The organism is Nostoc sp. (assembly GCF_036919615.1).
Lineage (GTDB): Bacteria > Cyanobacteriota > Cyanobacteriia > Cyanobacteriales > Nostocaceae > Nostoc.
Genome location: NZ_JBALCN010000032.1, coordinates 1 through 23,421, shown reverse-complemented (window position 1 = coordinate 23,421; position 23,421 = coordinate 1). Strand labels below are relative to the sequence as shown.

Annotated in this window: 21 protein-coding genes, 1 other RNA gene and 2 pseudogenes; 9 read left to right on the top strand and 15 right to left on the bottom strand. The window is 42.0% G+C overall.

Annotation, left to right across the window (positions count from 1 at the left end; genetic code table 11):
- The first annotated feature begins 997 nt into the window (after positions 1-997).
- Together glyS and murD are read left to right on the top strand one after the other, a co-directional pair.
- Positions 998-3,151, top strand: a complete 2,154-nt coding sequence (glyS, locus tag V7K48_RS10515) for a glycine--tRNA ligase subunit beta (RefSeq protein WP_335072117.1) — start codon at positions 998-1,000, stop codon at positions 3,149-3,151.
- 82 nt (positions 3,152-3,233) lie between these two features.
- On the top strand, positions 3,234-4,724 hold the full coding sequence (gene murD, locus V7K48_RS10510) for a UDP-N-acetylmuramoyl-L-alanine--D-glutamate ligase (RefSeq protein WP_335072115.1): 1,491 nt from the start codon (positions 3,234-3,236) through the stop codon (positions 4,722-4,724).
- 193 nt (positions 4,725-4,917) lie between these two features.
- Here murD and V7K48_RS10505 read toward each other — a convergent pair whose 3' ends face one another.
- Both V7K48_RS10505 and V7K48_RS10500 read right to left on the bottom strand, forming a co-directional pair.
- Positions 4,918-5,142 carry a type II toxin-antitoxin system HicB family antitoxin gene (locus V7K48_RS10505; RefSeq protein WP_335072113.1) on the bottom strand — a complete coding sequence of 75 codons (225 nt, stop codon included), beginning with the start codon at positions 5,140-5,142 and terminating at the stop codon, positions 4,918-4,920.
- A gap of 11 nt (positions 5,143-5,153) precedes the next feature.
- Positions 5,154-5,335, bottom strand: a pseudogene (locus tag V7K48_RS10500) (type II toxin-antitoxin system HicA family toxin).
- A gap of 487 nt (positions 5,336-5,822) precedes the next feature.
- On the opposite strand from V7K48_RS10500, the gene argS reads away from it, so the two are divergent.
- The 3 genes from argS (at position 5,823) to V7K48_RS10485 (ending at position 8,798) form a co-directional block, all read left to right on the top strand.
- Positions 5,823-7,586: an arginine--tRNA ligase gene (gene argS / locus V7K48_RS10495; protein WP_335072111.1), complete on the top strand. Its 1,764-nt coding sequence runs from the start codon at positions 5,823-5,825 to the stop codon at positions 7,584-7,586.
- Between the two features lie 136 nt (positions 7,587-7,722).
- Positions 7,723-8,286 (top strand): Uma2 family endonuclease, encoded by a 564-nt coding sequence (locus V7K48_RS10490; protein WP_335072109.1) that lies wholly within the window; start codon positions 7,723-7,725, stop codon positions 8,284-8,286.
- Between the two features lie 8 nt (positions 8,287-8,294).
- Positions 8,295-8,798: a cobalamin biosynthesis protein gene (locus V7K48_RS10485; protein ID WP_335072107.1), complete on the top strand. Its 504-nt coding sequence runs from the start codon at positions 8,295-8,297 to the stop codon at positions 8,796-8,798.
- Between the two features lie 223 nt (positions 8,799-9,021).
- Here the strand turns inward: V7K48_RS10485 and V7K48_RS10480 are convergent, their stop codons facing one another.
- Together V7K48_RS10480 and V7K48_RS10475 are read right to left on the bottom strand one after the other, a co-directional pair.
- On the bottom strand, positions 9,022-9,375 hold the full coding sequence (locus V7K48_RS10480; protein WP_334975011.1) for a phage holin family protein: 354 nt from the start codon (positions 9,373-9,375) through the stop codon (positions 9,022-9,024).
- A gap of 378 nt (positions 9,376-9,753) precedes the next feature.
- Positions 9,754-10,749, bottom strand: coding sequence for a peptidoglycan-binding domain-containing protein (locus V7K48_RS10475; RefSeq protein WP_442949427.1), 996 nt, complete (start codon positions 10,747-10,749; stop codon positions 9,754-9,756).
- Here V7K48_RS10475 and V7K48_RS10470 point away from each other — a divergent pair.
- Together V7K48_RS10470 and V7K48_RS10465 are read left to right on the top strand one after the other, a co-directional pair.
- A complete protein-coding gene (locus tag V7K48_RS10470) occupies positions 10,647-10,946 on the top strand; it encodes a hypothetical protein (protein ID WP_335072104.1) in 300 nt (99 codons plus the stop codon). The two genes, V7K48_RS10475 and V7K48_RS10470, sit on opposite strands and share 103 nt — an antisense overlap.
- A gap of 411 nt (positions 10,947-11,357) precedes the next feature.
- Positions 11,358-11,498, top strand: a complete 141-nt coding sequence (locus V7K48_RS10465) for a winged helix-turn-helix transcriptional regulator (RefSeq protein ID WP_335072102.1) — start codon at positions 11,358-11,360, stop codon at positions 11,496-11,498.
- Between the two features lie 352 nt (positions 11,499-11,850).
- On the opposite strand, the gene V7K48_RS10460 is transcribed toward V7K48_RS10465, so the two are convergent.
- From V7K48_RS10460 to V7K48_RS10440, 5 genes and pseudogenes are all read right to left on the bottom strand, one after another.
- Positions 11,851-13,143, bottom strand: coding sequence for a M16 family metallopeptidase (locus V7K48_RS10460; protein ID WP_335072100.1), 1,293 nt, complete (start codon positions 13,141-13,143; stop codon positions 11,851-11,853).
- A 330-nt stretch (positions 13,144-13,473) separates the two neighbouring features.
- The gene (locus V7K48_RS10455) at positions 13,474-14,715 is read right to left on the bottom strand and encodes a M16 family metallopeptidase (protein ID WP_335072171.1); all 1,242 of its coding nucleotides are present in this window, start codon (positions 14,713-14,715) and stop codon (positions 13,474-13,476) included.
- 343 nt (positions 14,716-15,058) lie between these two features.
- Positions 15,059-15,181, bottom strand: a pseudogene (locus tag V7K48_RS10450) (type II toxin-antitoxin system RelE/ParE family toxin); the annotation flags it as partial.
- Between the two features lie 39 nt (positions 15,182-15,220).
- Positions 15,221-15,361, bottom strand: a complete 141-nt coding sequence (locus V7K48_RS10445) for a hypothetical protein (RefSeq protein WP_335072098.1) — start codon at positions 15,359-15,361, stop codon at positions 15,221-15,223.
- Complete coding sequence (locus V7K48_RS10440; RefSeq protein WP_335072096.1) at positions 15,351-15,578, bottom strand: addiction module protein; 228 nt, start codon at positions 15,576-15,578, stop codon at positions 15,351-15,353. Before V7K48_RS10440 ends, V7K48_RS10445 begins: the two co-directional genes overlap by 11 nt.
- Positions 15,579-15,784: 206 nt before the next feature.
- On the opposite strand from V7K48_RS10440, the gene V7K48_RS10435 reads away from it, so the two are divergent.
- Positions 15,785-18,874 carry a DEAD/DEAH box helicase gene (locus V7K48_RS10435; RefSeq protein WP_335072094.1) on the top strand — a complete coding sequence of 1,030 codons (3,090 nt, stop codon included), beginning with the start codon at positions 15,785-15,787 and terminating at the stop codon, positions 18,872-18,874.
- A 63-nt stretch (positions 18,875-18,937) separates the two neighbouring features.
- Here V7K48_RS10435 and ssrS read toward each other — a convergent pair.
- The 3 genes from ssrS to V7K48_RS10420 all read right to left on the bottom strand — a co-directional run bounded on the left by ssrS (position 18,938) and on the right by V7K48_RS10420 (position 20,823).
- Positions 18,938-19,121: non-coding RNA, 6S RNA (gene ssrS / locus V7K48_RS10430), on the bottom strand.
- A gap of 59 nt (positions 19,122-19,180) precedes the next feature.
- Positions 19,181-20,335 (bottom strand): 5-(carboxyamino)imidazole ribonucleotide synthase, encoded by a 1,155-nt coding sequence (locus tag V7K48_RS10425; protein WP_335072169.1) that lies wholly within the window; start codon positions 20,333-20,335, stop codon positions 19,181-19,183.
- Positions 20,332-20,823: a pentapeptide repeat-containing protein gene (locus V7K48_RS10420; RefSeq protein WP_335072167.1), complete on the bottom strand. Its 492-nt coding sequence runs from the start codon at positions 20,821-20,823 to the stop codon at positions 20,332-20,334. The genes V7K48_RS10425 and V7K48_RS10420 overlap by 4 nt, the downstream gene beginning before the upstream one ends.
- A gap of 729 nt (positions 20,824-21,552) precedes the next feature.
- Here V7K48_RS10420 and V7K48_RS10415 point away from each other — a divergent pair.
- On the top strand, positions 21,553-21,876 hold the full coding sequence (locus V7K48_RS10415; RefSeq protein WP_334974993.1) for a hypothetical protein: 324 nt from the start codon (positions 21,553-21,555) through the stop codon (positions 21,874-21,876).
- 325 nt (positions 21,877-22,201) lie between these two features.
- Here the strand turns inward: V7K48_RS10415 and V7K48_RS10410 are convergent, their stop codons facing one another.
- The 3 genes from V7K48_RS10410 to V7K48_RS10400 are packed head-to-tail and all read right to left on the bottom strand — an operon-like array spanning position 22,202 to position 23,340.
- Positions 22,202-22,744 (bottom strand): ImmA/IrrE family metallo-endopeptidase, encoded by a 543-nt coding sequence (locus V7K48_RS10410; RefSeq protein ID WP_335072092.1) that lies wholly within the window; start codon positions 22,742-22,744, stop codon positions 22,202-22,204.
- A gap of 22 nt (positions 22,745-22,766) precedes the next feature.
- On the bottom strand, positions 22,767-22,922 hold the full coding sequence (locus V7K48_RS10405; protein WP_335072090.1) for a hypothetical protein: 156 nt from the start codon (positions 22,920-22,922) through the stop codon (positions 22,767-22,769).
- A gap of 31 nt (positions 22,923-22,953) precedes the next feature.
- A complete protein-coding gene (locus tag V7K48_RS10400) occupies positions 22,954-23,340 on the bottom strand; it encodes a hypothetical protein (RefSeq protein ID WP_335072088.1) in 387 nt (128 codons plus the stop codon).
- Positions 23,341-23,421: the final 81 nt, after the last annotated feature.

The window sequence follows — 23,421 nt, the reverse complement described above, 5'->3', positions numbered from 1 at the left end:
TGCGTTGGGCGGGTTAAGAAACTTGTCCCTTGCGCGTCTCCCCTTCTCCCATTCGTGAGAGGCTAGCGCCTGCCGTAGGATGCCCAAAGGACTGTAGGGAGAAGCAACTGGCGCGACACGGAGGAATAAGAGTTTGAGAGGTTTTTTGCGTAAGTCCTAAAAAGAATTATATTCCTTGGTCTTGCGCCATTTTGTTGACGCAGAGCGGCTTCCCTGAGGGTATGGTTGGTTTATTTACGCGCCCGCTGTACTAGTCAGTTAAAGTTGAAATCAATAGCCTGAGCAGGGTTGTTAGCACAGCAGCGATGTCTGCGGGGATCACTGAGCTTGCGATGCCCTGAGGGACGTCGAAGGGAGACGTAAAGCCTGCGGCATAGCTTCGCTTAAGGCGCAGCCTAAGAAGAGAAGGGTCGAAGTGTGGGCTATGACGCTCTCTACGAGATGCTGCGCCAACAAATACTCGCTCTAACTGAAGCCATGCCGTTGGTGAAGCCTCTCGAAGAGAAGGCTTTACGCTTCTCTCCGAGACGTGCAAGGGACGCTATCGGCGTCACAACACTAAGAGCAAGCCATTTTGGTGAAAATGTTTTTCATTGTTAAAACTCTAAAATTGCTTGACATCATGCAGATATCAATCTGTAAACAACACTAACTTTAGGATAAAAACATGTATAAGTAAATACTGCATGAAACTACGGAAGTGAATGTAATAAATCAACGAAGAGAAACACTTTTTTGTGAAGTTTTGCCTAAAATGCCAAGTCATCTAACAAACCTAAGCTCGACTTTATCCATTTTAGGAATGTATATGGCAAAGCTTATTAACTGATTTTCCAGCTTGGTAAAATGTTTACGGTTATTTCTAGATGTAGAGCAAAGATAGTAGATAGTTATAGATTCACAAGAAGCATCAAAACTCTAGTTACCTAAAAATCACGAGCGATCGCCAGATAATAACTGATAAAGTTGAGCTACGCAAAGTTGAAAACAGTGTCCTATGCCTGGGTTTCTATTAGAAGTTGGTACAGAAGAACTACCTGCAAGTTTTCTTAGTGATGCTTTAGTGCAATGGCGGGAGCGCATTCCCCAAACCCTGCAAGCAAACAGCCTCAAGGGCGAAGGTGTCCAGGTGTACGGTACTCCGCGACGTCTGGCGGTATTGATTAAAGGTCTACCATCTCAGCAACCAGACCGAGAAGAAGAAATTAAAGGGCCCCCCGCCCAAGCCGCCTTTAAAGATAGTCAGCCGACAGCAGCAGCAGCAGGCTTTGCCAAAAAGCAAGGCGTGGAACTGGATGCACTGTTTGTTCGCCCCACGGAAAAAGGGGAATTTGTCTTTGTACAAAAAAGAATTCCCGGCCGTCCTGTGGCGGAAATTTTGACAGAACTTGTACCCCAGTGGATTTGGGGTTTAGAAGGTAAGCGGTTAATGCGTTGGGGGAATGGGGATGCGAGGTTTTCGCGACCAATTCGCTGGCTGGTAGCTTTATTAGATGAGACGGTGTTGTCTCTAGAATTAGTGAATGGTTCTAAAACGATTCAGAGCGATCGCATTTCTCAAGGTCATCGTGTCTTGCATCCTGAACCTGTGACAATTGCCCAAGCGACTGATTATGTTACCACCCTCAAATCTGCCTATGTCACCGTTGACTCAGAAGAACGAGCAAATGTTATTAGAAAGCAAGTAGAGGCAGTAGTAGAGAATTTAGGCGGGTATACAGTAATTTACCCCGATTTGTTAGAAGAAGTAACCAACCTTGTAGAACATCCTTCCGCAGTTGTTGGAAAATTTGAACCAGAATTTTTGGAATTACCGACTGAGGTAGTTACTGAAGTCATGGTTACTCATCAGCGTTATTTTCCTGTATTCAAATCAGGTAGTTTTGAGCAAGAATTATTGCCTAATTTCATCACCATTTCTAACAGTGATCCCAATAAATCAGATATTGTTGCTGTAGGGAATGAAAGGGTAATTCGTGCCAGATTAGCTGATGGCAGATTTTTCTACGAAGCTGATTTAATTAAGCCTTTAGAAAGCTTTTTACCCCAGTTAGAAAAAGTTACTTTTCAAGAAGAATTGGGTTCGGTGCGTGCCAAGGTAGATAGAGTAGTCAAGATTGCCGAGCGAATAACCAGCCAATTAGAATTAGAAGAAGACCAAAGCCAAAGAATCCAACGTGCGGCTTTATTATGTAAAGCAGATTTGGTAACTCAAATGGTGTATGAATTCCCGGAATTACAAGGCATCATGGGAGAAAAATATGCCTTAGCCAGTGGTGAAGATGCCGAAGTAGCAAAGGCAATTTTTCAACATTATTTGCCAACGGGAGCCGGTGATATTTTACCCGAAACACTCACAGGTCAAATAGTTGGTTTGGCAGATAGATTAGATACCTTGGTGAGTATCTTTGGTTTAGGTTTAATTCCTTCTGGCTCGTCTGATCCCTTCGCCTTGCGCCGGGCTGCTAATGCTGTAATTAAAATTACTTGGTTTGATAATTTGCCGATAAATTTAGAGAATTTATTGGAGCAAATAGCAACAGAATTTGCAGCTAAATTTAACAAAGATCAGACATCATTAACCGCAGCATTACAAGAGTTTTTCTTACAACGCATCCGCACTTTACTCCAAGAAGAAAAACAAATTGATTACGATTTGGTAAATGCAGTTTTGGGAGAAAATGACCCAGAATACACAGAACGGACGTTAAAGGATTTATTGGATGTACGCGATCGCGCCTTATATTTACAACAAATTCGCAACGACAGCACCTTAGATAGCATCTACGAAACCGTTAACCGTTCCACACGATTAGCTGCCCAAGGTGATTTGGATACAAAACAGCTAGAACCGACAACTGTAGTTCGTATAGAATTATTCCAAAAGCCCTCTGAAGAAGCTTTGTATAATGCCTTAATCGAATCAGTACCGCTTGCTTCAGCAGCACAGCAGACACGAAATTATCAACTTTTAGTAGCAGCACTAGCAAAAATTGCTCCGACAGTTAGTAACTTCTTTGATGGCCCAGATAGCGTTTTAGTTATGGACTCCAATCCAGAAGTGAAGCGTAATCGATTACATCTGCTGGGATTAGTTCGCAATCATGCCCGTGTTTTAGCTGATTTTGGCGCGATCGTCAAAAATCTGTAGCGTAGGTCAACAAAAAGTTGTGTAATTTTTGCCAATAGACGCTACTATAGGGAGTGCTTAACCAGGGACTCTGCTGCAATCTATGCCTAGAGCTACTGTAATTGGATTAGGAAAGTCCGGTGTTGCTGCGGCAAGATTGTTGAAACGGGAAGGTTGGGAGGTAGAGCTAAGTGATGGCAACACCTCCGAAACCCTCCTACAACAACAACGACAACTTGCTGCCGAGCAAATAACCGTTAAACTAGGCCAATCCCTAGAATTGAATGGTGCTAATTTACCCCAATTAATAGTCGTTAGTCCTGGCGTACCTTGGGATATTCCCGTATTAGTTGAGGCACGCCAATTAGGTATTGAAACCATTGGGGAAATGGAACTTGCTTGGCGAAATTTACGATGGCTACCTTGGGTAGGAATTACTGGTACTAACGGCAAAACTACTACCACAGCTTTAATTGCTGCCATTTTCCAAGCAGCAGAATTGAATGCGCCCGCCTGCGGTAATATTGGCTACGCCGCTTGTGAAGTTGCCCTATCCCAGGTGGGGAGAGGGAAAGAAACTCCAATCCAAAATCCAAGTTGCGCTGGAAGCGCACCAAAGGTGCGACCTAAAATCCAAAATTGTATTGATTGGGTGATTGCAGAAATTAGCAGCTATCAAGTAGAATCTTCCAGTTCTCTTGCACCACGTATCGGTGTTTGGACGACTTTCACACCGGATCATCTTAGTCGCCATCAGACTTTAGAGAATTATTACAACATCAAAGCCAAGTTGTTGCGTCAGTCCGAGTTGCAAGTATTCAATGGCGATGATGCTTGCTTGAGGCAACAAGGTTTAAGTAATTGGCCTAATGCTTATTGGACAAGTGTGAGAGGAAAAAATTTCCTAATTAGCGAAAAAGGCTTTTACATCGAAGACGACTGGGTTGTGGAAAAGTTGAGTGCAACCTCTGCACCAGAACCGATTGTGAAAGTATCCACTTTGCGGATGGTAGGAGAACATAACCAACAAAATCTCTTGATGGCAGTAGCAACGGCAAGATTAGCCAGAATTAATCGTGATGCGATCGCGCGTGCGATTCGGGAATTTCCTGGCGTTGCTCATCGTTTGGAACATATCTGTACTTGGGAAGGTATTGATTTCATTAACGATAGCAAAGCCACTAACTACGATGCTGCAGAAGTTGGTTTAGCATCCGTAAAAAGTCCAGCGATTTTAATTGCTGGTGGAGAAGCCAAAGCAGGTGATGATACTGCTTGGCTAGCAAAAATTCACTCCCAAGCTGCTGCTGTTTTATTGATTGGCTCTGCTGCACCCGCATTTGCCCAACGCCTCCAAGAGGTGGGGTATTATTCTTACCATATTGTGGAAACGATGGAAAGGGCAGTCCCCAGAGCGGCGGAATTAGCCAAGGAGTATCAAGCGCCTGTGGTGTTGCTATCTCCGGCTTGCGCGAGTTTCGATCAGTACCCGAATTTTGAGGTGCGGGGCGATCGTTTCCGTCAGTTGTGCCTTGATTGGGCAAAAGCAGAGAAGCTTCAATACAACTCGATTCTTTCATCCCCTCTGTCTTAGCTCATTCACTGTGTGACTTGCAGCTACACAGTGAATGAATCATCTAAAATTATTAACAATTTTTATATTTGGTAGGAAATAGCTGTATTTTACACAGATGATAATACTGTGTAGCTAAGAGAGATTTATAAAATTAAAAATGGTCGTGTGTATTAAGAGGACTGTTTAGTGCTAATTGAGTGATTTTCTATAATCATGTTTTGATGTAGTTTGCAACTTCAACCTCATGAGCGATGCTTGTAGGTTTAGGAATAAGTAAACCATCTTTTAGCATTCCTTCTAAATGAAATTCAATAGCTTCTGCAATCATTTGCTTGACTTCTTCTAAGGTTGCACCTGTAGTTACACAACCTGGTAAATCAGGGACATAAGCAGAGTAATTACTATCCGCCTTTTCAATCACCACTACGTAATGCATTGCCGTTCTCCTTATAACTGTGCTTGCCTCCAAATACTACTGAGAGTACCAGGGGCTAAATCGTCAGACAATTTACCTGGAACTGTGACTAAGACTGGTTTATCAGGTGTTTGAACTGTCGATGACTACCTTTAGTTCTATCAAGATACCAACCATCAGCTTCTAGTCGTTTAATGACTTCGTGTACTTTCATGGTAATACTTATCTGTAGAGTCTAAATTTCTGTTACAGATATCGCTAATTGAGAAGTCAAAAGTCAATCAGATTTCCTATTTTCGGGAAATTTCCTTATTTGGAGAATATTTTATAGGGTGGGTTAACGAAGTGTAACGCACCTTTATACTGAAAACGCAGCCCAATCAAACCGTTGAGGCAGTTGAGTTTTTAGCAATGCCTGTGATAGTTTAGAAATAAATTGGCTCGAAAACGCCTCAAGGTAAGTCGCTAGTGTAAGGACTTTGTTGTAAAAACAGCAAGGTTATTATTGATGTCTAGCGACCCCGTGGCGGATGAAGACTTGAAAGTGCAAAATATGGTGAGCTAGGCGTAGTTTTGCAAAAAAGATACTTTTGCAAGCGGCGTGTTGAGTTTTTATCCCTCTTCAGAATCTCCAGATTGCTAAAGTGAATAATCAAGCTTTTCCAGAGCTACATTCCCTCTCTCCCAGATAAAATTTATATATGAACGCTACACAAGAAAAACTAAAAGTTCAGCTTGAGCAGGCTTTAGTCGCGGCTTTTGGCGCTGACTTCGCTGGAGTAGATCCAATTTTGGTTCCTGCTAGCAATCCTAAATTTGGTGATTATCAGGCGAATGTGGCTTTATCCCTAAGTAAAAAGAAAGGATTGCAACCAAGAGCGATCGCAGCTGCGATCGTTGAGAAACTAGAAGTATCTGAAATCTGCGAACCACCCCAAATCGCTGGGCCAGGATTTATCAATCTGAAATTGAAAACGGCATACCTGGAAGCACAACTAAACGCGATTCAGGCTGATCTCCGGTTGGGAGTTTCAGCCGCGAAAACGCCAAGAAAAGAAATTGTGGATTTTTCCAGTCCGAATATTGCCAAAGAAATGCATGTCGGACACTTGCGTTCCACAATTATTGGTGATTCCATCGCCCGGATTTTAGAATTCCAAGGACACGATGTCTTGCGGTTAAATCATGTGGGTGATTGGGGTACGCAGTTTGGGATGTTAATCGCTTATCTCCGGGAAGTCTACCCAGACGCGCTTACCACCGCTAATGCTTTAGATATTGGTGATTTAGTCTCTTTTTACCGCAAAGCCAAACTGCGGTTTGATACAGATGAAGCTTTTCAACAAACAGCACGGCAAGAAGTTGTCAGATTACAAGCAGGTGCAGAGGATACAATCCATGCTTGGAAACTGCTGTGCGAACAGTCGCGGTGGGAGTTTCAAATAATTTATGACTTGCTGGATGTCCAAATAATTGAACGCGGGGAATCTTTTTATAACCCTTTACTATCTGGCGTTGTAGAAGATTTAGAAAAATCTGGATTACTAGTAGAAAATCAAGGGGCAAAATGCGTTTTTCTGGAAGGATTTACAAATAGAGAAGGTGAACCTTTGCCCTTAATTGTACAGAAATCAGATGGCGGTTATAACTACGCCACTACAGATTTAGCATCCCTACGCTACCGAATTCAGCAGGATCAAGGAAAGCGGATAATTTATGTAACAGATGCTGGACAAGGAAACCATTTTGCTCAAGTTTTCCAGGTTGCACGCAAAGCTGGATGGATTCCCGATGATGTGGAATTAGTGCATGTTCCCTTTGGGTTGGTGTTAGGAGAAGATGGTAAAAAACTCAAAACTCGTTCTGGGGATACTGTGCGGTTGCGGGATTTATTAGATGAAGCTGTTTCTCGTGCCCATGCAGACCTAAAAACTAGATTACAAGAAGAAGAACGCCAAGAAACTGAAGAATTTATTAATAAAGTTGCTAGAGTAGTTGGGATCAGTGCAGTTAAGTATGCAGACTTAAGCCAAAATCGCACCAGTAACTACATCTTCAGCTACGACAAAATGCTGGATTTCAAAGGTAATACTGCGCCCTATATGTTGTATGCTTATGCGCGGATTCAGGGGATTAGCCGCAAGGGTGACATTAACTTTCAGGAGTTGGGAAACAATGCTGTTTTATTGCAGCATGAAACAGAATTAGCGTTGGCAAAATATTTACTTCAACTGGATGAAGTTATTAGTAGTGTAGAACAAGACTTGCTGCCCAATCGTTTATGTGAGTATTTGTACGAACTGAGTAAGAAGTTTAATCAGTTTTATGACCGCAATCAGGGAGTTCAAGTGTTGGACGCACAGGAACCACAGCGAACATCCCGCTTGGTTTTATGTGATTTGACTGCTAGAACTCTGAAGTTGGGACTATCTTTGTTGGGAATTCAGGTATTGGAGAGGATGTAATATATTTTTTAACGCATAGGCGCTTCGCCTTCCCGTAGGGTAGGTACACTGAGTAAGAGTTAAGTTAAAGCTGATTTTTTCTTTGTGTACTTTGCGGTTAGTTAATCAGAATTGTTGGACTTGGAGGCGATCGCAAATGGTACGGACACCATCAAAAAACATAACTTTGGCAGAGTTTCTAATGTTACCAGAAACTAAGCCTGCTAGTGAATACATCGATGGAAAAATTATTCAAAAACCTATGGTACAGGGAGAACATAGCACTATTCAAGGTGAACTGATTATTTTTATTAATGCTGTCTTGAAACCACAAAAAGTTGCACGAGCATATCCAGAACTGCGATGTACATTTGGTGGCAGATCAATTGTCCCGGATGTAGCCGTATTTACTTGGGATAGAATACCTCGCAAAGAAAATGGTAGGGTAGCAAATTTATTTTCAGCAGCTCCCGATTGGACTATTGAGATTCTATCGCCTGACCAAAGACAAACGAAAGTTACAAAAAATATTCTGCATTGTCTGAATTATGAAACACAAATGGGTTGGCTGATTGATCCAGAAGAACAAACGGTATTTGTGTACATTCGCAATCAACAGCCAATTATGTTGGATGAACTAGAAGCTTTACTCCCTGTGCCAGATTTTGCAAGTGAGTTGAGGCTGACAGTAGGAGATTTATTCGGTTGGCTGTTAGAGTAAATCCAAGTATGTCAAATCCTGACGAACTGAATGAGAAAATAGACCAAGTGCAACAGATTTTCTGGGTTGGAATCGGTTGTAAACGCGGAACCTCATGGCAGTTGATTGATTGGGCAATTGAGCAAGTCTTTCGAGAAAATCAACTTTTTCAAAGTGCGATCGCAGGTATTGCTACCATTGACACTAAAGCTTCGGAAGTTGGCTTAGTAGAATTTTGCCACCTACGCAATTTGCCCCTAAAAATCTTTTCTGTCCAAATCCTTCGCTCTGTCTGTGTCCCCAACCCTGCCACAATTACCGATCACAAAGTAGGTACACCTAGCGTAGCAGAGGCAGCTGCTTTTCTTGCAGCTACTCAAACCCCGTTGTTGAATGCTTCGCCCTTTACCAGCACAGAAGCATTGGGAGTGAGGTTTTTAGTTCCTAAACAGATTTTCCAGGTACAAGGGCAACCAGGAGCGGTAACGCTAGCTGTTGCCCAAGCTCAAATACAGCAGATTGCAACTTGCTGAGGTACAGATTATAGTAGGGAACATGTTGTGCCCCTACCTGTGTACTTCATTTACCTGCAATACGCTGTATGAGTTAGGACTTACCCAAAAGAGATCCCCCAACCCCCTAAAAAAGGGGGCTTTGATTCCGGTTCCACGCTTTTTAAGAGGTGTTAGGGGGGATCAGGTTTCAGGTTTTCCATGCGTAAGTCCTGATGAATATTAGCAAACTTCACTAATTTTTCTAGTCAACAACTCTCAACAAATAGTTAATTATGCTAGAAACAATAGCTAGCACAATTGAACCTAACAAAGCAGGTAAAAAGCCCTGAATCTCAAAACCAGAACCAGGAGTTAGTCCACTTGCCAGCCAAAGGGTTAAGGCGTTGATCACTAATGTAAATAAACCAAAAGTGAGTAAGGTAATCGGAAACGTCAAAATCTGCAAAATTGGTCTAATAAATGCATTAACCAAACCAATCACAAGGGCAGCGACCAAGGCAGTCACAAAATTCTTGATAAAGAATCCCGGAACGATATTAGCAGTAAGAAATAACGCCACCGCAGTACCGAGCCAAGTTAATAAAAAGTGTTGCATAAGTTTTTTTAGAGGAATTAGCAGTAAGTTGAATTAATTTCACTATTGGCAGTTGTGATCTATAACACTATCAGGTGTCGTTGTACTTGACTCCTAAAGTTGCCATCATCTTTTGCCAGCCCAAAAGCAATGTAATTTTTCAGTGCTGGCATAGAGAGATACTTTTAATCGGTATATCTTTATCGTATTGCAGGATGTACCGCATTAAATTCATAAAAAACGGTGGGAAGCACAAAACTCCTACAGAGGTTTATCGAAGTTGAAAAACCTCTGTACCTTGGGGATTCCAAGAAATAAGTTATTCAGTTTTGTCGGATGGAGAAAAGTCTGTAGACGCTTCTGCGGTGAGGGAGTCGCTGGCTATGCTCCTTAGTACTGCTAACGCCGCAAAAGAACCTCCCAGGTAGAACCACCAACTACGCCGTCAGCTTCTAAACCATAACGCTTTTGTGCAGCTTTCACAGCTGTCTCGGTTGTCACGCCAAAATCTCCATCGGCATCGCCTTTCAAGAAACCAAGCTTTTTCAGTTGTTCTTGCAATTTAACGACTTCAGAACCACGTAACCCTATACGCAAAATTGGCAATCCTTCTGAGGTGTATTGAATACCAGGAGTTTGCTTAGTAGTTGTGATTGACTGACTTTGAGTAATTGATCTAGTACGATTCGGTGTTTTCTGTGTACTTGAAGTTGTAGCTTTTCTTGGGGTAGCAGGTTTTGGTTCAGGGCTGGTCGCAACTTGTGTTACAGCTTTTTTTGGGGTAGCAGCTCTTGGCTTAGGGCTGGTCACAACTTGTCTTACAGCTTGTCTTGGGGGGTTGGGGTTAGGATTTGCAACGTTAGTGAGGTTGCTAGCCTGGGTTGGTACAGGAAAATTCGTAGCTGAGTTAAATCTTGGCTGGGATGAAGGGACGGTTGATGCTACTATCGGTTCTTTTGGAAAAAGTCGTTGCCAAGTGCTGGCATCAACAATGCCATCTGGATTCAAGCCAGCTGCTTGTTTAAACCGGGCAACAGCACTGGCCGTATTCTCACTATATGTACCATCTACCGCACCAGAGTAAAAACCCAAAAGTTTTAGAGCTGCCTGAAGTTCAGACACGCGTTCGCCTTGGCTACCAACTTTCAGGGTAGGGCGGTTGATGCTATCTCCAGGATTTACTTGGGCAATTTTTTGTGGTGCGGCTATTGATACTACAGCCGTTGAGGCAATCAAGAGAGGCGTAGTGGAGAACAAGAGTATTTCAATGGCTGATAAAGATTTAGACCTCTTTGGCCACCAACCCTTTTGCCGTTTTTCCATTCTACAGCGATTTACAGTTGGGTCTAGTAATTTTAAGTAACTCAAAATACTTGCTGTCAGGCTGTCTTGCATGGAATTTACTCCCAGAATATTCTCATGCTAATGGTACAGCCGCTTGGTCTAAAAAACAGCTGCTGCTTACGATATCTTCTCTGCGAGACGCTACGCGAACGATGGGCTACGCCTACGCATATAATCCAATATCGAATGGTACTAAGATTCCCGTGAAACCCTTGCTAGGACTGGGTTGCATGGTGGTGGAGGTGTAGGGAAGAAGCTTTTCCCGCACTGACTCACTCGTTTGTTGATTTAAAATCTTATTCTTGAGTGTGCTGAACTCCTCTCCTACACCCAAAAGCCAACCACATTAAGGGTTTACAGTTAACGAGCCTGACATTCCAACCAGTATCCAATAGCGCGATCGCTAATTTTATTCCTCTTTTTTAGAAGTACATTGAAGGTGCAGAATGTGGGTTTAATTATGCCTACCTACTCATTAGCTTTCATTGAATGTATCGCTGGGTGAGTTGCCGTTGCCCACAGTTATCTAGTTGTTTATTCCAGAAAGAACTAACTTGCCGATTGTCTTTCTCGTTTCAAGCTCGTTTCAAGCTCGGCGTGTGCTTAATGAACTTCAGCGCCTTGAAAAAGGTTGTACTCAACGGATGCTGACTCTATAGTTGCGCGAACTAGAAGCTGCTGGAGTAGTTAATCGTAAAGTTTATCCTCAGGTTCCCCCCAAAGTAGAATACTCTTTAACCGAATTTGGTCGTCGCTTTGAACCAGCTTTAATGGTATTGCGTGAGTGGGGTAATGAATGAGTACACAGACAGACTCGCACAGCAAACACAATCGTATGAAGAAGTTGATATGGGTATCAGTCAGAGGTAAGGATTCTCAGTAATCTTCAGTTAAGACTCAATTCAATTTGGTCAGTTTTAAATCAAACGGGTAATCCAATCGCGATCGCAAAGGGTGTTGAAGTTTGTAGTGATCATACCACTGCATCAAGGACAATCGCCTGCCCCATCCCGACACTATTCAATAGCTTTAAAAGCTGTAGTGCTTATTTATGCATAGCTTAGAGCTTTTATTAGTGCCATTAATCCAATATCCTTGGGTTCAGAATTGCTCCCCCTAACCTTTCTCAAAAAGCAGGGAATTAGAATAAGCCTACGCGTAGGCTCCGCCCGTCGTAGACATCGCTTGATTAATTGCTTCTTCTTGACCAACTAAAGACAAGTAAGGTGATTTTAAATACTTACAAGCTGAAGCGATCGCATCCTTGGTACTTACAGCCGCAATCAATTTTTGGAACTTTGTGTCAAAATCAATTCCTAAGCCCAAAATTTCATACCAGCCGTATATTTGAGCAATTTGCCCGTTCGTTTGTTTACCCAAGGCGTACTGCCCCAGGATCTTGTTTTTAGCAGCCTGGAATGCACTTTCGGATACTTCGTCGGTACACAATAAATCTACTTCTGTACGCAGTCCCTCTAAGGCAATGCTGGTGTTCTCTGGTGCTGTACCCATGTAAACCACAAACGATGCTGGAAATAGCCTTGTGGAGTAAAAAGCAGATACTTCGTAAGCTAAACCTCGCTTTTCCCGCAATTCCACAAATAGGCGACTAGAAAGCCCATTTCCCAAGTAGGTAGACAGCAACTTGAGTGGGGCGTAGTCAACAGAACTCACCGATGTTCCCAAATAACCAAGCATCACGATTGATTGTTGTGTCTGTACTGGCTTCAGTCTTACCTGCGGTTCCACTTTAATCTCAGATAAATTCAGTATTGGCAGTGCTTGGGCTGGCGCTTGCCAATCACCAAAAACTTCTTCCACCAACGCCACTGCATCTGTAGATGTGACTCTACCAGCAATACTAATTACTACATTATCTGGACGGAAATAAATTTGGTGATACTCCACTAAATCCTCACGAGTTAGGCGGCTCATGGTAGTTTCATCTCCCAGCACTGACATAGCGTAGGGATGATTTTGGTACATTACCTGTCGCATTTGTTCAAAGGCGACGGTGAACGGTTGCTCTTTTTGGGAACGAATATCTTGGAGTGCTAGACGCCGTTCTAGTTCCACTTGAGTTTCGGGAAAAGTAGGCGATCGCAAAATCCGCCCTGCCAATGTTAAAATTTCCGCAAAATCAGATGTTACCGTTTTGAGAGATAGCAAAAAATAATCAGTACTGGCATCTGCACTCAAACTCGCCCCTACAGACTCGACAATTTCGGCAATTTCCAAACTAGAAAGACCATCGCATCCCTTTGTCATCACTGCTGAGAGCAAATGTGCCAACCCTGCTTGCTCCCGGTTTTCATGACAACTACCAGCACGTACAAAGATTCGCGCCGCAATAATGTCCGCAGCCGGGTTTTCTGCCACCAGCACGACAATGCCATTGTTCAATGTGGTGCGATGGATAGGCGATTTTTGCAGCAAGGTTGTCATTTGTCATTTGTCCTTTGTCATTTAATTTTAGATTTTGGATTTTAAATTTTAGATTGCCCCACAAAGAATTTTGCTTGCTTTGAAACAAAATAATGAAATCATTTTATTTGTTTCCACGGGTCTATTCAGGCAATTTAAACCAATGTTTCAGATTTTTTAGGGACTTCCAAATAAAAAAATATCCCAAAACTGACCCAAAAATCCTCTCTATTTCTCCTCTCTCTGTGTTCTCTGCGTCTCTGTGGTTCGTAATTTATTTCTTGGAAATCCCTTATTTAATCCAAAATTCAAAATTGGCAGCGTCAATTGTCTTTTGCTAATTGCAAATGACTAAGACGGTTTAAGTACAGTAACCGCATAATTCTGCGGCGAGAGATACTGTTTAGCTAAATTTTGCAATTCTTGGGCATCAAAAGACTGAATCTGCTGGGGATATGTCACAGCTAATTTAGCTTGGGCAATGGTATTGTAATATCCATAAAGCCCCGTCAGTTGATTTGGCGTTTCGGTAGAAAACGCATACTCATTACACAGCAGCCTGCGGGCGCGGGCAAGTTCCTGTTCACTAATTCCTCTAGTTTGCAAATCATCTAAATGAGCGCAAATTAAGGACTCAACTTCCTCCAGATTTTCTGGTTCTAACCAGGCAGTAATTGTAAATAAACTCGATTCCCGTTGTAAAGAAAAACTACTGCAAATTCCCTGTACCAATTGCAAATCTTCTCGCAAATCACGCACTAAACGCGAAGTCCGCCCTTCTGCCAATAACACCGACAACAAATCTAAACCATAGCTAGTGCGGATTTCTTCTACTCCGGGTACTAGCCACGCCATCAACAATCGCGCTTGCTCTATGCGTGGTAAAGACAGTTCTTGACGGTGAATTCCTGTTATTACTGGTTTTGTCACCTTCTCAAACTGCGGACAATTCGAGCGTTCGGCAAAATCAGCAAATGAACGATTTACCATTTCCCAAGCTGGTTGCTGGGCTATACCCCCGGCAATTACCACCGTCATATTTTCCGGCTGATAGTGAGTGCGGTGAAAACAACGCATTGCTTCTGGTGACTGCTGCATAAGTTCTTGCTCAGTACCCAGCACCGAACGTCCGTAAGGGTGATGCTGATAGACGCTTTGAATCAGAGTTTGGAATCCTATCCAGTCGGAATCGTCATGACAAGAGCGAATTTCCTCTAGCACCACGTCGCGTTCGCGGCTAAATTCATCTTCTGGAATTGCCGCATTCAGCAGTAGTTCTCCCAAGTAGGGGAGAGTGTCTTTTAAATAAGGGGCAGCTGTGGTAAGTGAATAATTAGCATAATCATAGCTTGTCGCCGCATTACTCATGCCACCCCGGTTTTCAACCTTGTAATCGAACATTCCAGGGGGTAGCGTCGCCGTACCTTTAAAAATCATATGTTCTAAAAAGTGCGCCATACCGAACCAGGGTTCTGGCTCTAGGCTTGCTCCAGCACGCACCCAAACATCCGCCACAACTACAGGGGTAGTGGGAATTTCTTGATGAATAAACGTTAAACCACTCTCTAGTCGGAAGACTGAGGCTGGAAACACGGTATTAGTTAGTTGTTGTAACAATTTTTTGTAGCTTTAACCACAATTTAATGCAATTTTGTTATTTTAACTCTGAACGATATCTAATTTAGAATCAAATTATACAGATTTTGTTTTTATCAGTAAGTGTCGCTAATTTCAGTAGACCTAACTCTTTTGTAAGTTGACAAAATGATAAGGGTTTGTGCCGATGTTTCTGAGACTGACAAGATCAAGCACAAGCGATCGTAGGAAAATTTACAACCCTATTGCTTAAAAAGCTGTATCATAAATTACTATTTTTAGTGTAGGCGTAGCCCGCCGTAGGCATCGCAGAACTTTTCAGTTTACTGATTATTGGCTTTTATGGTAGCCTACCACGCCATTTATTTGGATCTTGAGAAGAGTGGAAAACTGCATAGACAATGATTGTAGTGTCCGAATGCTCATAGAAAACAACGTAAGGGAAGCGCCGAATTACAGCCCTTCGATACCTTTCGTGAACTACCTAATACATTTCTGGATTTCACCGAATGAACTGAATACAAGCATCTACACAACGAAGAAATTCTTCATCCAAACCAAGTTCCTGCTCTTCATACCAGATAAAAGCCTGAGCCACATCTTCTTCCGCCTCTGGCAGAATAATCAGATTTCTAAACACCATACTGTCTACTACGAATTCGCTCCTTAACTTTTTGCCAGGAACTACCTGAGTCAGGATATTGTAAATAGGTTGCTTTTCTCTTAGCAAGTTCTTCTTTTTGCCAGTCAAGCACAGGAATTTGCTCTGGAACTTGGGCAATGCTATCCCATAAGTCTTCCACAAGCTGCAATTTTTCTGAGAGGGTTAACTCAAAAATCTGAGTGAACTCTGCGTTCATACCAACCTCGTTCAGTGACTAGCCATTTTGTTCTAAGTCTATCACTGACAACGCTGATGCTTTCAGAATGGCGTTCTGAAAAGCTATTCGCTGCTTCAAGGACAAAAGGACTTTGTAATATCATTGACGTTTTTGAACAGGTATACTAAATTAGGTCTACCTGTACAGAATAACATAATTTAGTTTATAGAATTCAGGAGCTAACTATGCCTTATTATTTGTTTGAGATCCCTTCTGTAAGCGGTCATTATACGGATCTGGTTCTTGCAGACCCAAGTAACCCAAACGCACCCGCTTACTCTCACTATGCCTTTACCATTGCAACTCCCTCGAACCCAAACGAATTAACACAGCGTCGGGGTGTTCCATTTAGCAGCTTTCGTGATTGGGAAAAACTCTTTGTAACTTTTCTAGATATTAAAGATTTACTTGAGAAGGCAGAACAACGGATTGAGCAAGCAAAAATATACTTCCCTGGAAAAGGTGTGCTTGGGGAAAAAGATTTAAACCCAGCATTTCAAGCTAACACTGCTATGCGACTTGGTGCGCTGGAACTACTCGCCAATATCTTTTCAGGTCGAATCAGCGCCAGCGACAAAGATCCTTTCCCTCACCAGCTGGCACTACAACAGCACATGAAGTCTCATCAAACACAAGTTCAACGCCTTCTTATTGCTGATGAGGTTGGGCTTGGAAAAACAATTGAAGTGGGTTTAGTATTACGAGATTTGCTCGTTGCACAGGGTTATTCTAAGCCTCTTCGTTGTCTTTACCTGACAAAAGGTGGACTTTTAGATGATGTCAAGCTAAAGCTTCAGTCAGTTATTCCTGGTATAAATAATGAGAGTATTATTCAAGTTGAGAAATCATTTGTTGAATATGGCAACCGTACTGACGGAATTCATATCGCCAGTATGGATGCTGCGAGACGTTATGTAAAACAAGCACAGAAGAAGAAGTTACCTATGGGCATTAGCCCTGAAATTTTGATCATTGACGAAGCACATCACTGTGCAAGTGAAGATGAACTAACCAGTCCACAACGTATTGGACTAACAGCAACTACAAGAGCTTATGAAGCTGCTTACCAGATGATTACTGGAAAGTTTTGGCAGGATTCTGTTTCTCCAAAGCTAGTAATCTTTATGAGTGCTACTCCATTTCGTTCTAGACCTCAATTTATCAATCTGTTGCGTCTTCTCACACATGGAACTTCAGAGATTAAGAATGCATACTCACCTAACTTAACTGACCAAGATATCGTTCAGGCTTTGGGTTCTAAAGATTCGTCTACAGCAGTTATTTGGCGGCAACAAGATGATGTCCGTAGCTGGTCTGATAAACGCCTATTCCCAAAATTAACGATTAAACGTTCACCTCTCCAAGCAAGTAAGGAGTATTTGCAATTAATTAGAGATATCCGGGAAAAAGTCAAAGAGATTTGCAACGTTAATGGTGAAAGCTTTGGTGGTTTTGCAATTCGGCAACTTGAAACAAGATTGACTAGCAGCACTATTACTGGCGCAATGTGGCTGTTCCGTTGGTGTGTTAGGCATCAGAAGTGGAAAACTCAAGATGAATACAGACAAGATACTTCTGAAAGTACAGAGAATCTTCGCAAGCTTATTAAAGGAATTTCTCAAAAGCTTGCTGCTTATGACGAACGCAATAAATCTGGGCATGTTACAGTTTCTTTCCCTAGCGATGATTTTCCATTCGATGCAAAAAGTTTAGGACAACCATTACCGGGTAATAAAATAGTCGATATTTACAGATTTAACGAAAAACTTCGTAAAGGGGATGATGAAGATAATACTTTTGTTGCTACTCATGAAGAGATTACAGAACTAACAGAACTTGCGTTAGAACTCCTGAACTTTGCAGATTTTCATAGTGAAGATGAAACTGGGGCAGAGAATGCCAAGCTCACTTGGCTCAAAAAAATTTTGGTACAGCATCCTGAGTCCAAATTTCTAGTTTTTACTGAGAGTTTGCAAACCTGCGAGATTATCATTAAAGCTCTTCCAAGAGAAAGTGAAAAGTTGACCGGAGACATGAGTCTTGGCGAAAGAGAGGCTGCTGTTAGCAAATTGCGTGATGTTAATAGCCCTGTAAAGGTCCTAATTGCAACTTCAGCCGCAGATGAAGGGTTTGATTTTCAAGTTGCAAACCACGTCATTCATTGGGATTTGAGTCCAAATCCAGCAGTGCTTATGCAAAGAAACGGTCGTGTTGCTCGATTAGGACAAATTGCAGACGTTATAGCTTACTACCTAGTGATTGAAGGGACACATGAAGAAAGGAGAGAACGAGCCTTAGTTGACCGATTCACTGCACTTGGTATTAAAGACGAAAGAATGTGTCTCAAAATTCTGGGCGCTTTGACTAAAGAGCAAGAGGAACAAATTTTTCAGAATATTGAAGAAGGTGAATTTTCACTAATTGACGATATCTTAAAGCGCGCTGAACAGGCCCAAAAAGATATGGAAAAGAATCTAGGGGATCTTAAGAAACTACTTGAAAGACAATGGGTGATTAGCCGCGAAGAACTAGCGAAACGGCTTGAAAGATGGATGGAATTAGGATTACCTGGTGTTGCTCAAAAACATGAACTTATATTATTTAGTACCAAGGAGTGGAGCCGTCCTGTATTCCGTAACGAGGGTACAGCTATGGAAGCTGCTCAGGCTAAGATTGCTACCATTCAAGGCAGAAAGTTTACATTTGACCCAGAGTTTAAAGTGTTTGGTAGGGAAAAAGAAAATATCTTACTCGCAGGTCTGTATCCTTGGTATCCAGATGATCGAGAAGATGGAGTTATCAAGCATCGTCCACTTCCCCGCAATGCTGATCCAATTGGCAGCCTTGCATTTTCTCTAGCTCGACAACGTAAAGCAGACTTCACGATAATCCAAGCAGGTCAGTTTCATGAAAAATTTCCTGATTTGCTAGATGCTCAGTATCTCTTATTTGCCACCCATCCGCTTCGTGAAATAGAAAATCATGCGTCAGCTAGCACTGATTCTTACTTAACGTTTTACGCTTTCAGTAGCAACTTGTCCCAGCCTATTAATCTTGCAGGCGCATCAGCTAAAGAAGTCTACCACTTGATTTCTTTATTGGAAGAAAATGCTCTTAAAACCAATTCAACCTCTCTAGAAACTAGTGTGCTTGAGTCCGCTAAAAATGCAAGCCAAGAGCTTACAAATTGGCTCAACCAATCTAGAAAGCTTGGGGGGCTTACTAAAAAGTCGTATTTTCTCCCAATTCCAGTAGCACTTGTTGCAGTGCTATAAGTTTTTCTAATTTCAATAATTAAAGCTCCCAAGTTCTAACTGACTTTGGGAGCTAATAATTTTAAGTTCACCGCGACGCCGTTTTACCTAAGTTTATGACCTGGGTTTATCCAGGTGGGAATCTAAATTCCCCGTTTAAAGTTTCCGGGTACATGCCCGGTATACTGCCACGAGAACAGTTGACTCCCTTGTCATTAAAGGCATAGATCAAAAAACTTGATGGCAGTCACCAACGTCGTAGTGCAACTCACTCATTATAGCTTTCAAAAAGATGTTGTGTGTTCAAATCGAAAGTTTCTGAAAAATTTACCTGGGATACCAGATAGATTCTATGGTGTAGGCGATCGCAGTTGCCGACTCTCTATTTTGATCGTTTAGCAAAACGGTGACATGTCCCAACTTCCGCCCAGGACGTGATTCGCTCTTCCCATACCAGTGAAGGTGCGCCTGGGGAATCTCTGCTACTTGTTGACGCTGGCTTTGGTAGTCGCTGTGAGAATTTTCGTACCCCAGTAGATTAACCATCACAGCGCCAGCGCACTGCAAAGCTGGATTTCCCAAAGGTAAACCACAAACGGTTCGAAGGTGCTGCTCAAACTGCGAAGTTTCGCAGGCGTCAATAGAAAAATGCCCAGAATTGTGAGTACGGGGCGCAATTTCATTTACCAGGATTTTGCCATCAGCGGTGAGAAATAGCTCAATTCCAAAAATTCCCACTACTTCTAGGCTATTTAATAAAGTATGTGCGATCGCTTGGATTTCTGCTACTTGATTGGGCGTAATCTGGGCTGGCGCAATCACCCGCCGACACACTTGTTCTTCTTGTTGGGTTTCTACCACCGGATAAGTTACAATTTCTCCTTCTACAGAGCGAGCTGCAATTACTGCTAGTTCTCTTTCAAAAGGTACAAATTCTTCTAACAAGAAAAGTGATTGATTTAAAGTTTTTGTTGTAGTTTCATAACTTAGCTTTTGCTCTAAAGTAGCAAAATCCGGAATTATGAAAGTTCCCTGACCGTCATAACCGTGGCGTCGAGATTTGAGGACTGCTGGAAAACCCAGATATTCTATTTTTGATTTGAGATTTTCTACCTCGTTAAGAGCGAAAAATTGAGGAACTGGTAATCCCAAATCGCTTAAATAGCAGCGTTGATGGTATTTATCTAAAAGAGGAGCTAAAGCTTCTAATCTGGGACGGAAACAAACACCTTGCTGTGCTAAAAGAGATAAAGCTTGCAGGTTAATAAATTCGTTTTCAAAGGTGATGACATCGCATTTTTGAGCTAATATTTCTGTAGCACTGGCATCATCTACCGGAGCAAAAACGATTTCCTGGGCTATTGATACAGCCGAGTCGTGTTCGCTAGGAGTTTGTACTAGCAATTCTACTCCCAGCTTCTGTGCTGCATCCGCCATCATCCAGGCAAGTTGTCCGCCACCAATTACACCAACATGCTTCATTGACATCCTAGAGAATCACGAGTTTGCACGCCTGTTTTAGAATTTACACCACTGGCTTTCTGGCACAGTTCTTTGATTTGCGCTCTATCCAAAATTGCATCTGTAAAATCTGCACCGTCTATATTCACATCATTAAAGATGGCGCGGAGCAAAAGAGCTTCTTTAAAAACTGCATCGCTCAAATCTGCCTTAGTCAAGTTTACCTGATCAACCATTGCATTAGTTAAATCTGCTCCGTGGAGATTTGCTTTTGTCATCACCGAAGCGCTCATCACTGCTCCTCGCAAGTCAGCATTTGCAAAGTTAGCCAGTTCCATATTCGCGTTAGAAAACTCCGCAGCTTGCAAACTATCACCAGAAAAATCACGTCTTGACAACTCTGCATTGCTAAATGACAGTGGATGAGTCCAGTCTACTGCCAGTGCGGGATCAGCCACGCACCATATAATAATTCCTAGAAGAAACGCCAACCCTTGCCGCCAAAACATATCGAGAGCCAATTTGGTGTCTAATCGCTGCATTTAAGCTTACCGCATTTGAATATTAGCAAGACTGGCTTATCCTAATTGAGACTCGCAGCCTTACTACTGGACTTAGGGAATGTGTATTTCCCTTGCTTAATATTTTGTAACGCAAAAAGGGTATAGGCGTAGCCTGTCGTACGCTGCTCACCTTGAGCAAAATTATCCCTGACACTCAATATATCAAGAAAGTTATTACTAAATACTGATACAAATGACTAAGTAGGAGTTGTTTTTGACACCAAATAAGCTTGAGCAAAACCGATCTCTGTTGATGAAGGTAAAACTTGAAATTCCTAGTTTTAAAGAAATGGTTTAGCTGTAGAAAGCGATGTCTAAGATGGACTATGCCTACGTTCGTTGATTTGTTCACAGAACTTCATTTTTAGATTTTAATTTCAGGATATAAAGAGTTTTATTAAGTAGCAATACTCACTGACTTGTTTACAATCCTTGATTTTCAACTTTTCAAGTAAAGTTTATTGTCTTTTAAAGTAAACAAACCCTATCGACTGCTAATCTTTTAATTAATGAAAGCAAGGTTTGAGCCTAATTATATATGTCTCAACTGCTTAACAAAGCTTAAAAGTTTGATAATTAGCGTTAATTTTATAGCAATTAATTAGTTCTTCAGGAATCTCTAAGAGTTTATCTTCACCAAGTACACAACTTCCACAAACCGAACTCCAAAAGCCGATGATGAATCATTACTCACTTCAATGGATTGAGGCATGGTGCCAAGAAAATGGTTGGACAGATTTATTTGTCGAGCGACGTAACAACTTCTGGGCTTTCCCTCCGGGTGGGGTAATGCCTGAACCAATTCCAGATCATGTTCTGAGATTAATTAAAGCCGAAAAGGGATTGACTTTTGAAGAACGATTGTGGTCGATATCCGCAGTAATTGGCACAATCATAGCTGTTCTTTTTACCTTTTGGTTTCAGTCGCCGATGCCATTAGTTTTGGCTTTTGCTTTTAACGCCGTTACGGTGGCTCAATTTGAACTTGAAGATGCCTAAATTCTTATTTTGGGCTTTGCTATTAAAAACTGCTCTTGTCTACTTTCAGCAAGAGCAGTTTTTAATTTCAGAAAAAGAGACGAAATCACCACAGTTTCAGCTAAAGATTATTAGTTACTAATTATTGATTGACCAAGGCGTTTCAGTAGATAGTTAACCAATGCAGCTTTTAAAATTCTGATTCTTTGTTAGCGCACAGATGCGTAGCAGTAGCGTTAGCAAGTACGAGCATCACCCAAAGGGCTTGCTGTCAGGCATCGCAGCAGAAAACCCCATCAACAAGCATTAAAGGAATTTTGTTCGTTGGCTGCTCACGTAGTATTAGCTATTTGACAGACACGTCAGTCACATTGCTGCGAAACTTCACCATCGCTTCACTAGCGCCAAAATGTGCTGCAATCTGAGGTAAGAGCATCTTTCGTTGTGTCGCCCATAATAAACCACGTTTGGGAATTTGAAAGCATCCCCCCAAATAAGTTGCTTCATCCTCGTTGTTTTGTTTACGTTTTGGTAGTCCGGTCACAGGATCAAAGCCAATAGGCTTATGATCTAGCAGCACATGAGCTATTTCATGCATCAGATTTGATTCATACCGTGCAGGTGCATGACGAGGGTTGTATACAATCCAGAGCGGGCGATCGCTTATAATCGCTCCTGACCACCCATCGCTAGCAAGTAATACTGCTATTTGCTCTGCCTCTAAATTTGGAAGCTGATCGGGTGTAAAAAGTGTTGCCCCTAACTTGGCTGCTAGAGTGTCTGCGGGTAACGGCTCAAACGATCGCACTTGAAGTAAGCTTCGTTGTTCAGTCGCGATCGCCTCACAGCGTTGTCTAAATTCAGGCGATAGACTTTGAATTAATGACATATCTTTAAGGATCTTGCTTCAATTAGCTATCACTTTGAGAAAGATCGCGGTACGCTGCTTTGACTAGGGATGCTAAAGCATTGGCGATCGCTGGATCAAGATTTTTATCAGCCCGTAATTGAATAGCGATCGCTTCAGGTGTATCCAGTTGATCCTCTTGTGAGGATCTAAACAGCACGTGGCACTTCTAGCCAGTATGATATAACGCACTAGTATCTAGCTAAACTTTCAACATCATCAGGCTGATCTGCTGGTTTGAGATACATTGCACATTCTCTGACAACATCATCTAAATTAGCATTATTTTGTTTAGACCACTCTTTTATGCAAGCATAGCTAAGTTCTTCAATTTCATCAGCATTAACAAGGGCACGCTCAGTATGTTCCTCACATTCAAGCAAATCAAGTAATTGATTACGTAATATGTTCCGCAAGCTTTTTGACTTAGGTTCATAAACAGCCCATTTGTATTCATCTTCGTATTTAAACAAGACATAAATCAAAATTGTTCGCCCTGAATAAATTTTGGCACTAATAATATCGTCACGAATATTACGGGTGTAGTCGCGGTTATTATATAGCTTATACCAATTCAATGTGAAGCTGCATAGAATAGAGCTTCCAGGATAAAGTTATAAGAAGAGACAGAAATTACCTGCTCAAATGTAAGTTGGTCG

What these genes read in the sequence shown, in the direction of transcription:
- glyS (WP_335072117.1), top strand. Translation starts at nt 998, where the DNA reads ATGCCTGGGTTTCTATTAGAAGTTGGTACAGAAGAACTACCTGCAAGT.
- murD (WP_335072115.1), top strand. Translation starts at nt 3,234, where the DNA reads ATGCCTAGAGCTACTGTAATTGGATTAGGAAAGTCCGGTGTTGCTGCG.
- V7K48_RS10505 (WP_335072113.1), bottom strand. Translation starts at nt 5,142, where the DNA reads ATGCATTACGTAGTGGTGATTGAAAAGGCGGATAGTAATTACTCTGCT.
- argS (WP_335072111.1), top strand. Translation starts at nt 5,823, where the DNA reads ATGAACGCTACACAAGAAAAACTAAAAGTTCAGCTTGAGCAGGCTTTA.
- V7K48_RS10490 (WP_335072109.1), top strand. Translation starts at nt 7,723, where the DNA reads ATGGTACGGACACCATCAAAAAACATAACTTTGGCAGAGTTTCTAATG.
- V7K48_RS10485 (WP_335072107.1), top strand. Translation starts at nt 8,295, where the DNA reads ATGTCAAATCCTGACGAACTGAATGAGAAAATAGACCAAGTGCAACAG.
- V7K48_RS10480 (WP_334975011.1), bottom strand. Translation starts at nt 9,375, where the DNA reads ATGCAACACTTTTTATTAACTTGGCTCGGTACTGCGGTGGCGTTATTT.
- V7K48_RS10475 (WP_442949427.1), bottom strand. Translation starts at nt 10,749, where the DNA reads ATGCAAGACAGCCTGACAGCAAGTATTTTGAGTTACTTAAAATTACTA.
- V7K48_RS10460 (WP_335072100.1), bottom strand. Translation starts at nt 13,143, where the DNA reads ATGACAACCTTGCTGCAAAAATCGCCTATCCATCGCACCACATTGAAC.
- V7K48_RS10445 (WP_335072098.1), bottom strand. Translation starts at nt 15,361, where the DNA reads ATGGTGTTTAGAAATCTGATTATTCTGCCAGAGGCGGAAGAAGATGTG.
- V7K48_RS10440 (WP_335072096.1), bottom strand. Translation starts at nt 15,578, where the DNA reads ATGAACGCAGAGTTCACTCAGATTTTTGAGTTAACCCTCTCAGAAAAA.
- V7K48_RS10435 (WP_335072094.1), top strand. Translation starts at nt 15,785, where the DNA reads ATGCCTTATTATTTGTTTGAGATCCCTTCTGTAAGCGGTCATTATACG.
- V7K48_RS10425 (WP_335072169.1), bottom strand. Translation starts at nt 20,335, where the DNA reads ATGAAGCATGTTGGTGTAATTGGTGGCGGACAACTTGCCTGGATGATG.
- V7K48_RS10420 (WP_335072167.1), bottom strand. Translation starts at nt 20,823, where the DNA reads ATGTTTTGGCGGCAAGGGTTGGCGTTTCTTCTAGGAATTATTATATGG.
- V7K48_RS10415 (WP_334974993.1), top strand. Translation starts at nt 21,553, where the DNA reads ATGATGAATCATTACTCACTTCAATGGATTGAGGCATGGTGCCAAGAA.
- V7K48_RS10410 (WP_335072092.1), bottom strand. Translation starts at nt 22,744, where the DNA reads ATGTCATTAATTCAAAGTCTATCGCCTGAATTTAGACAACGCTGTGAG.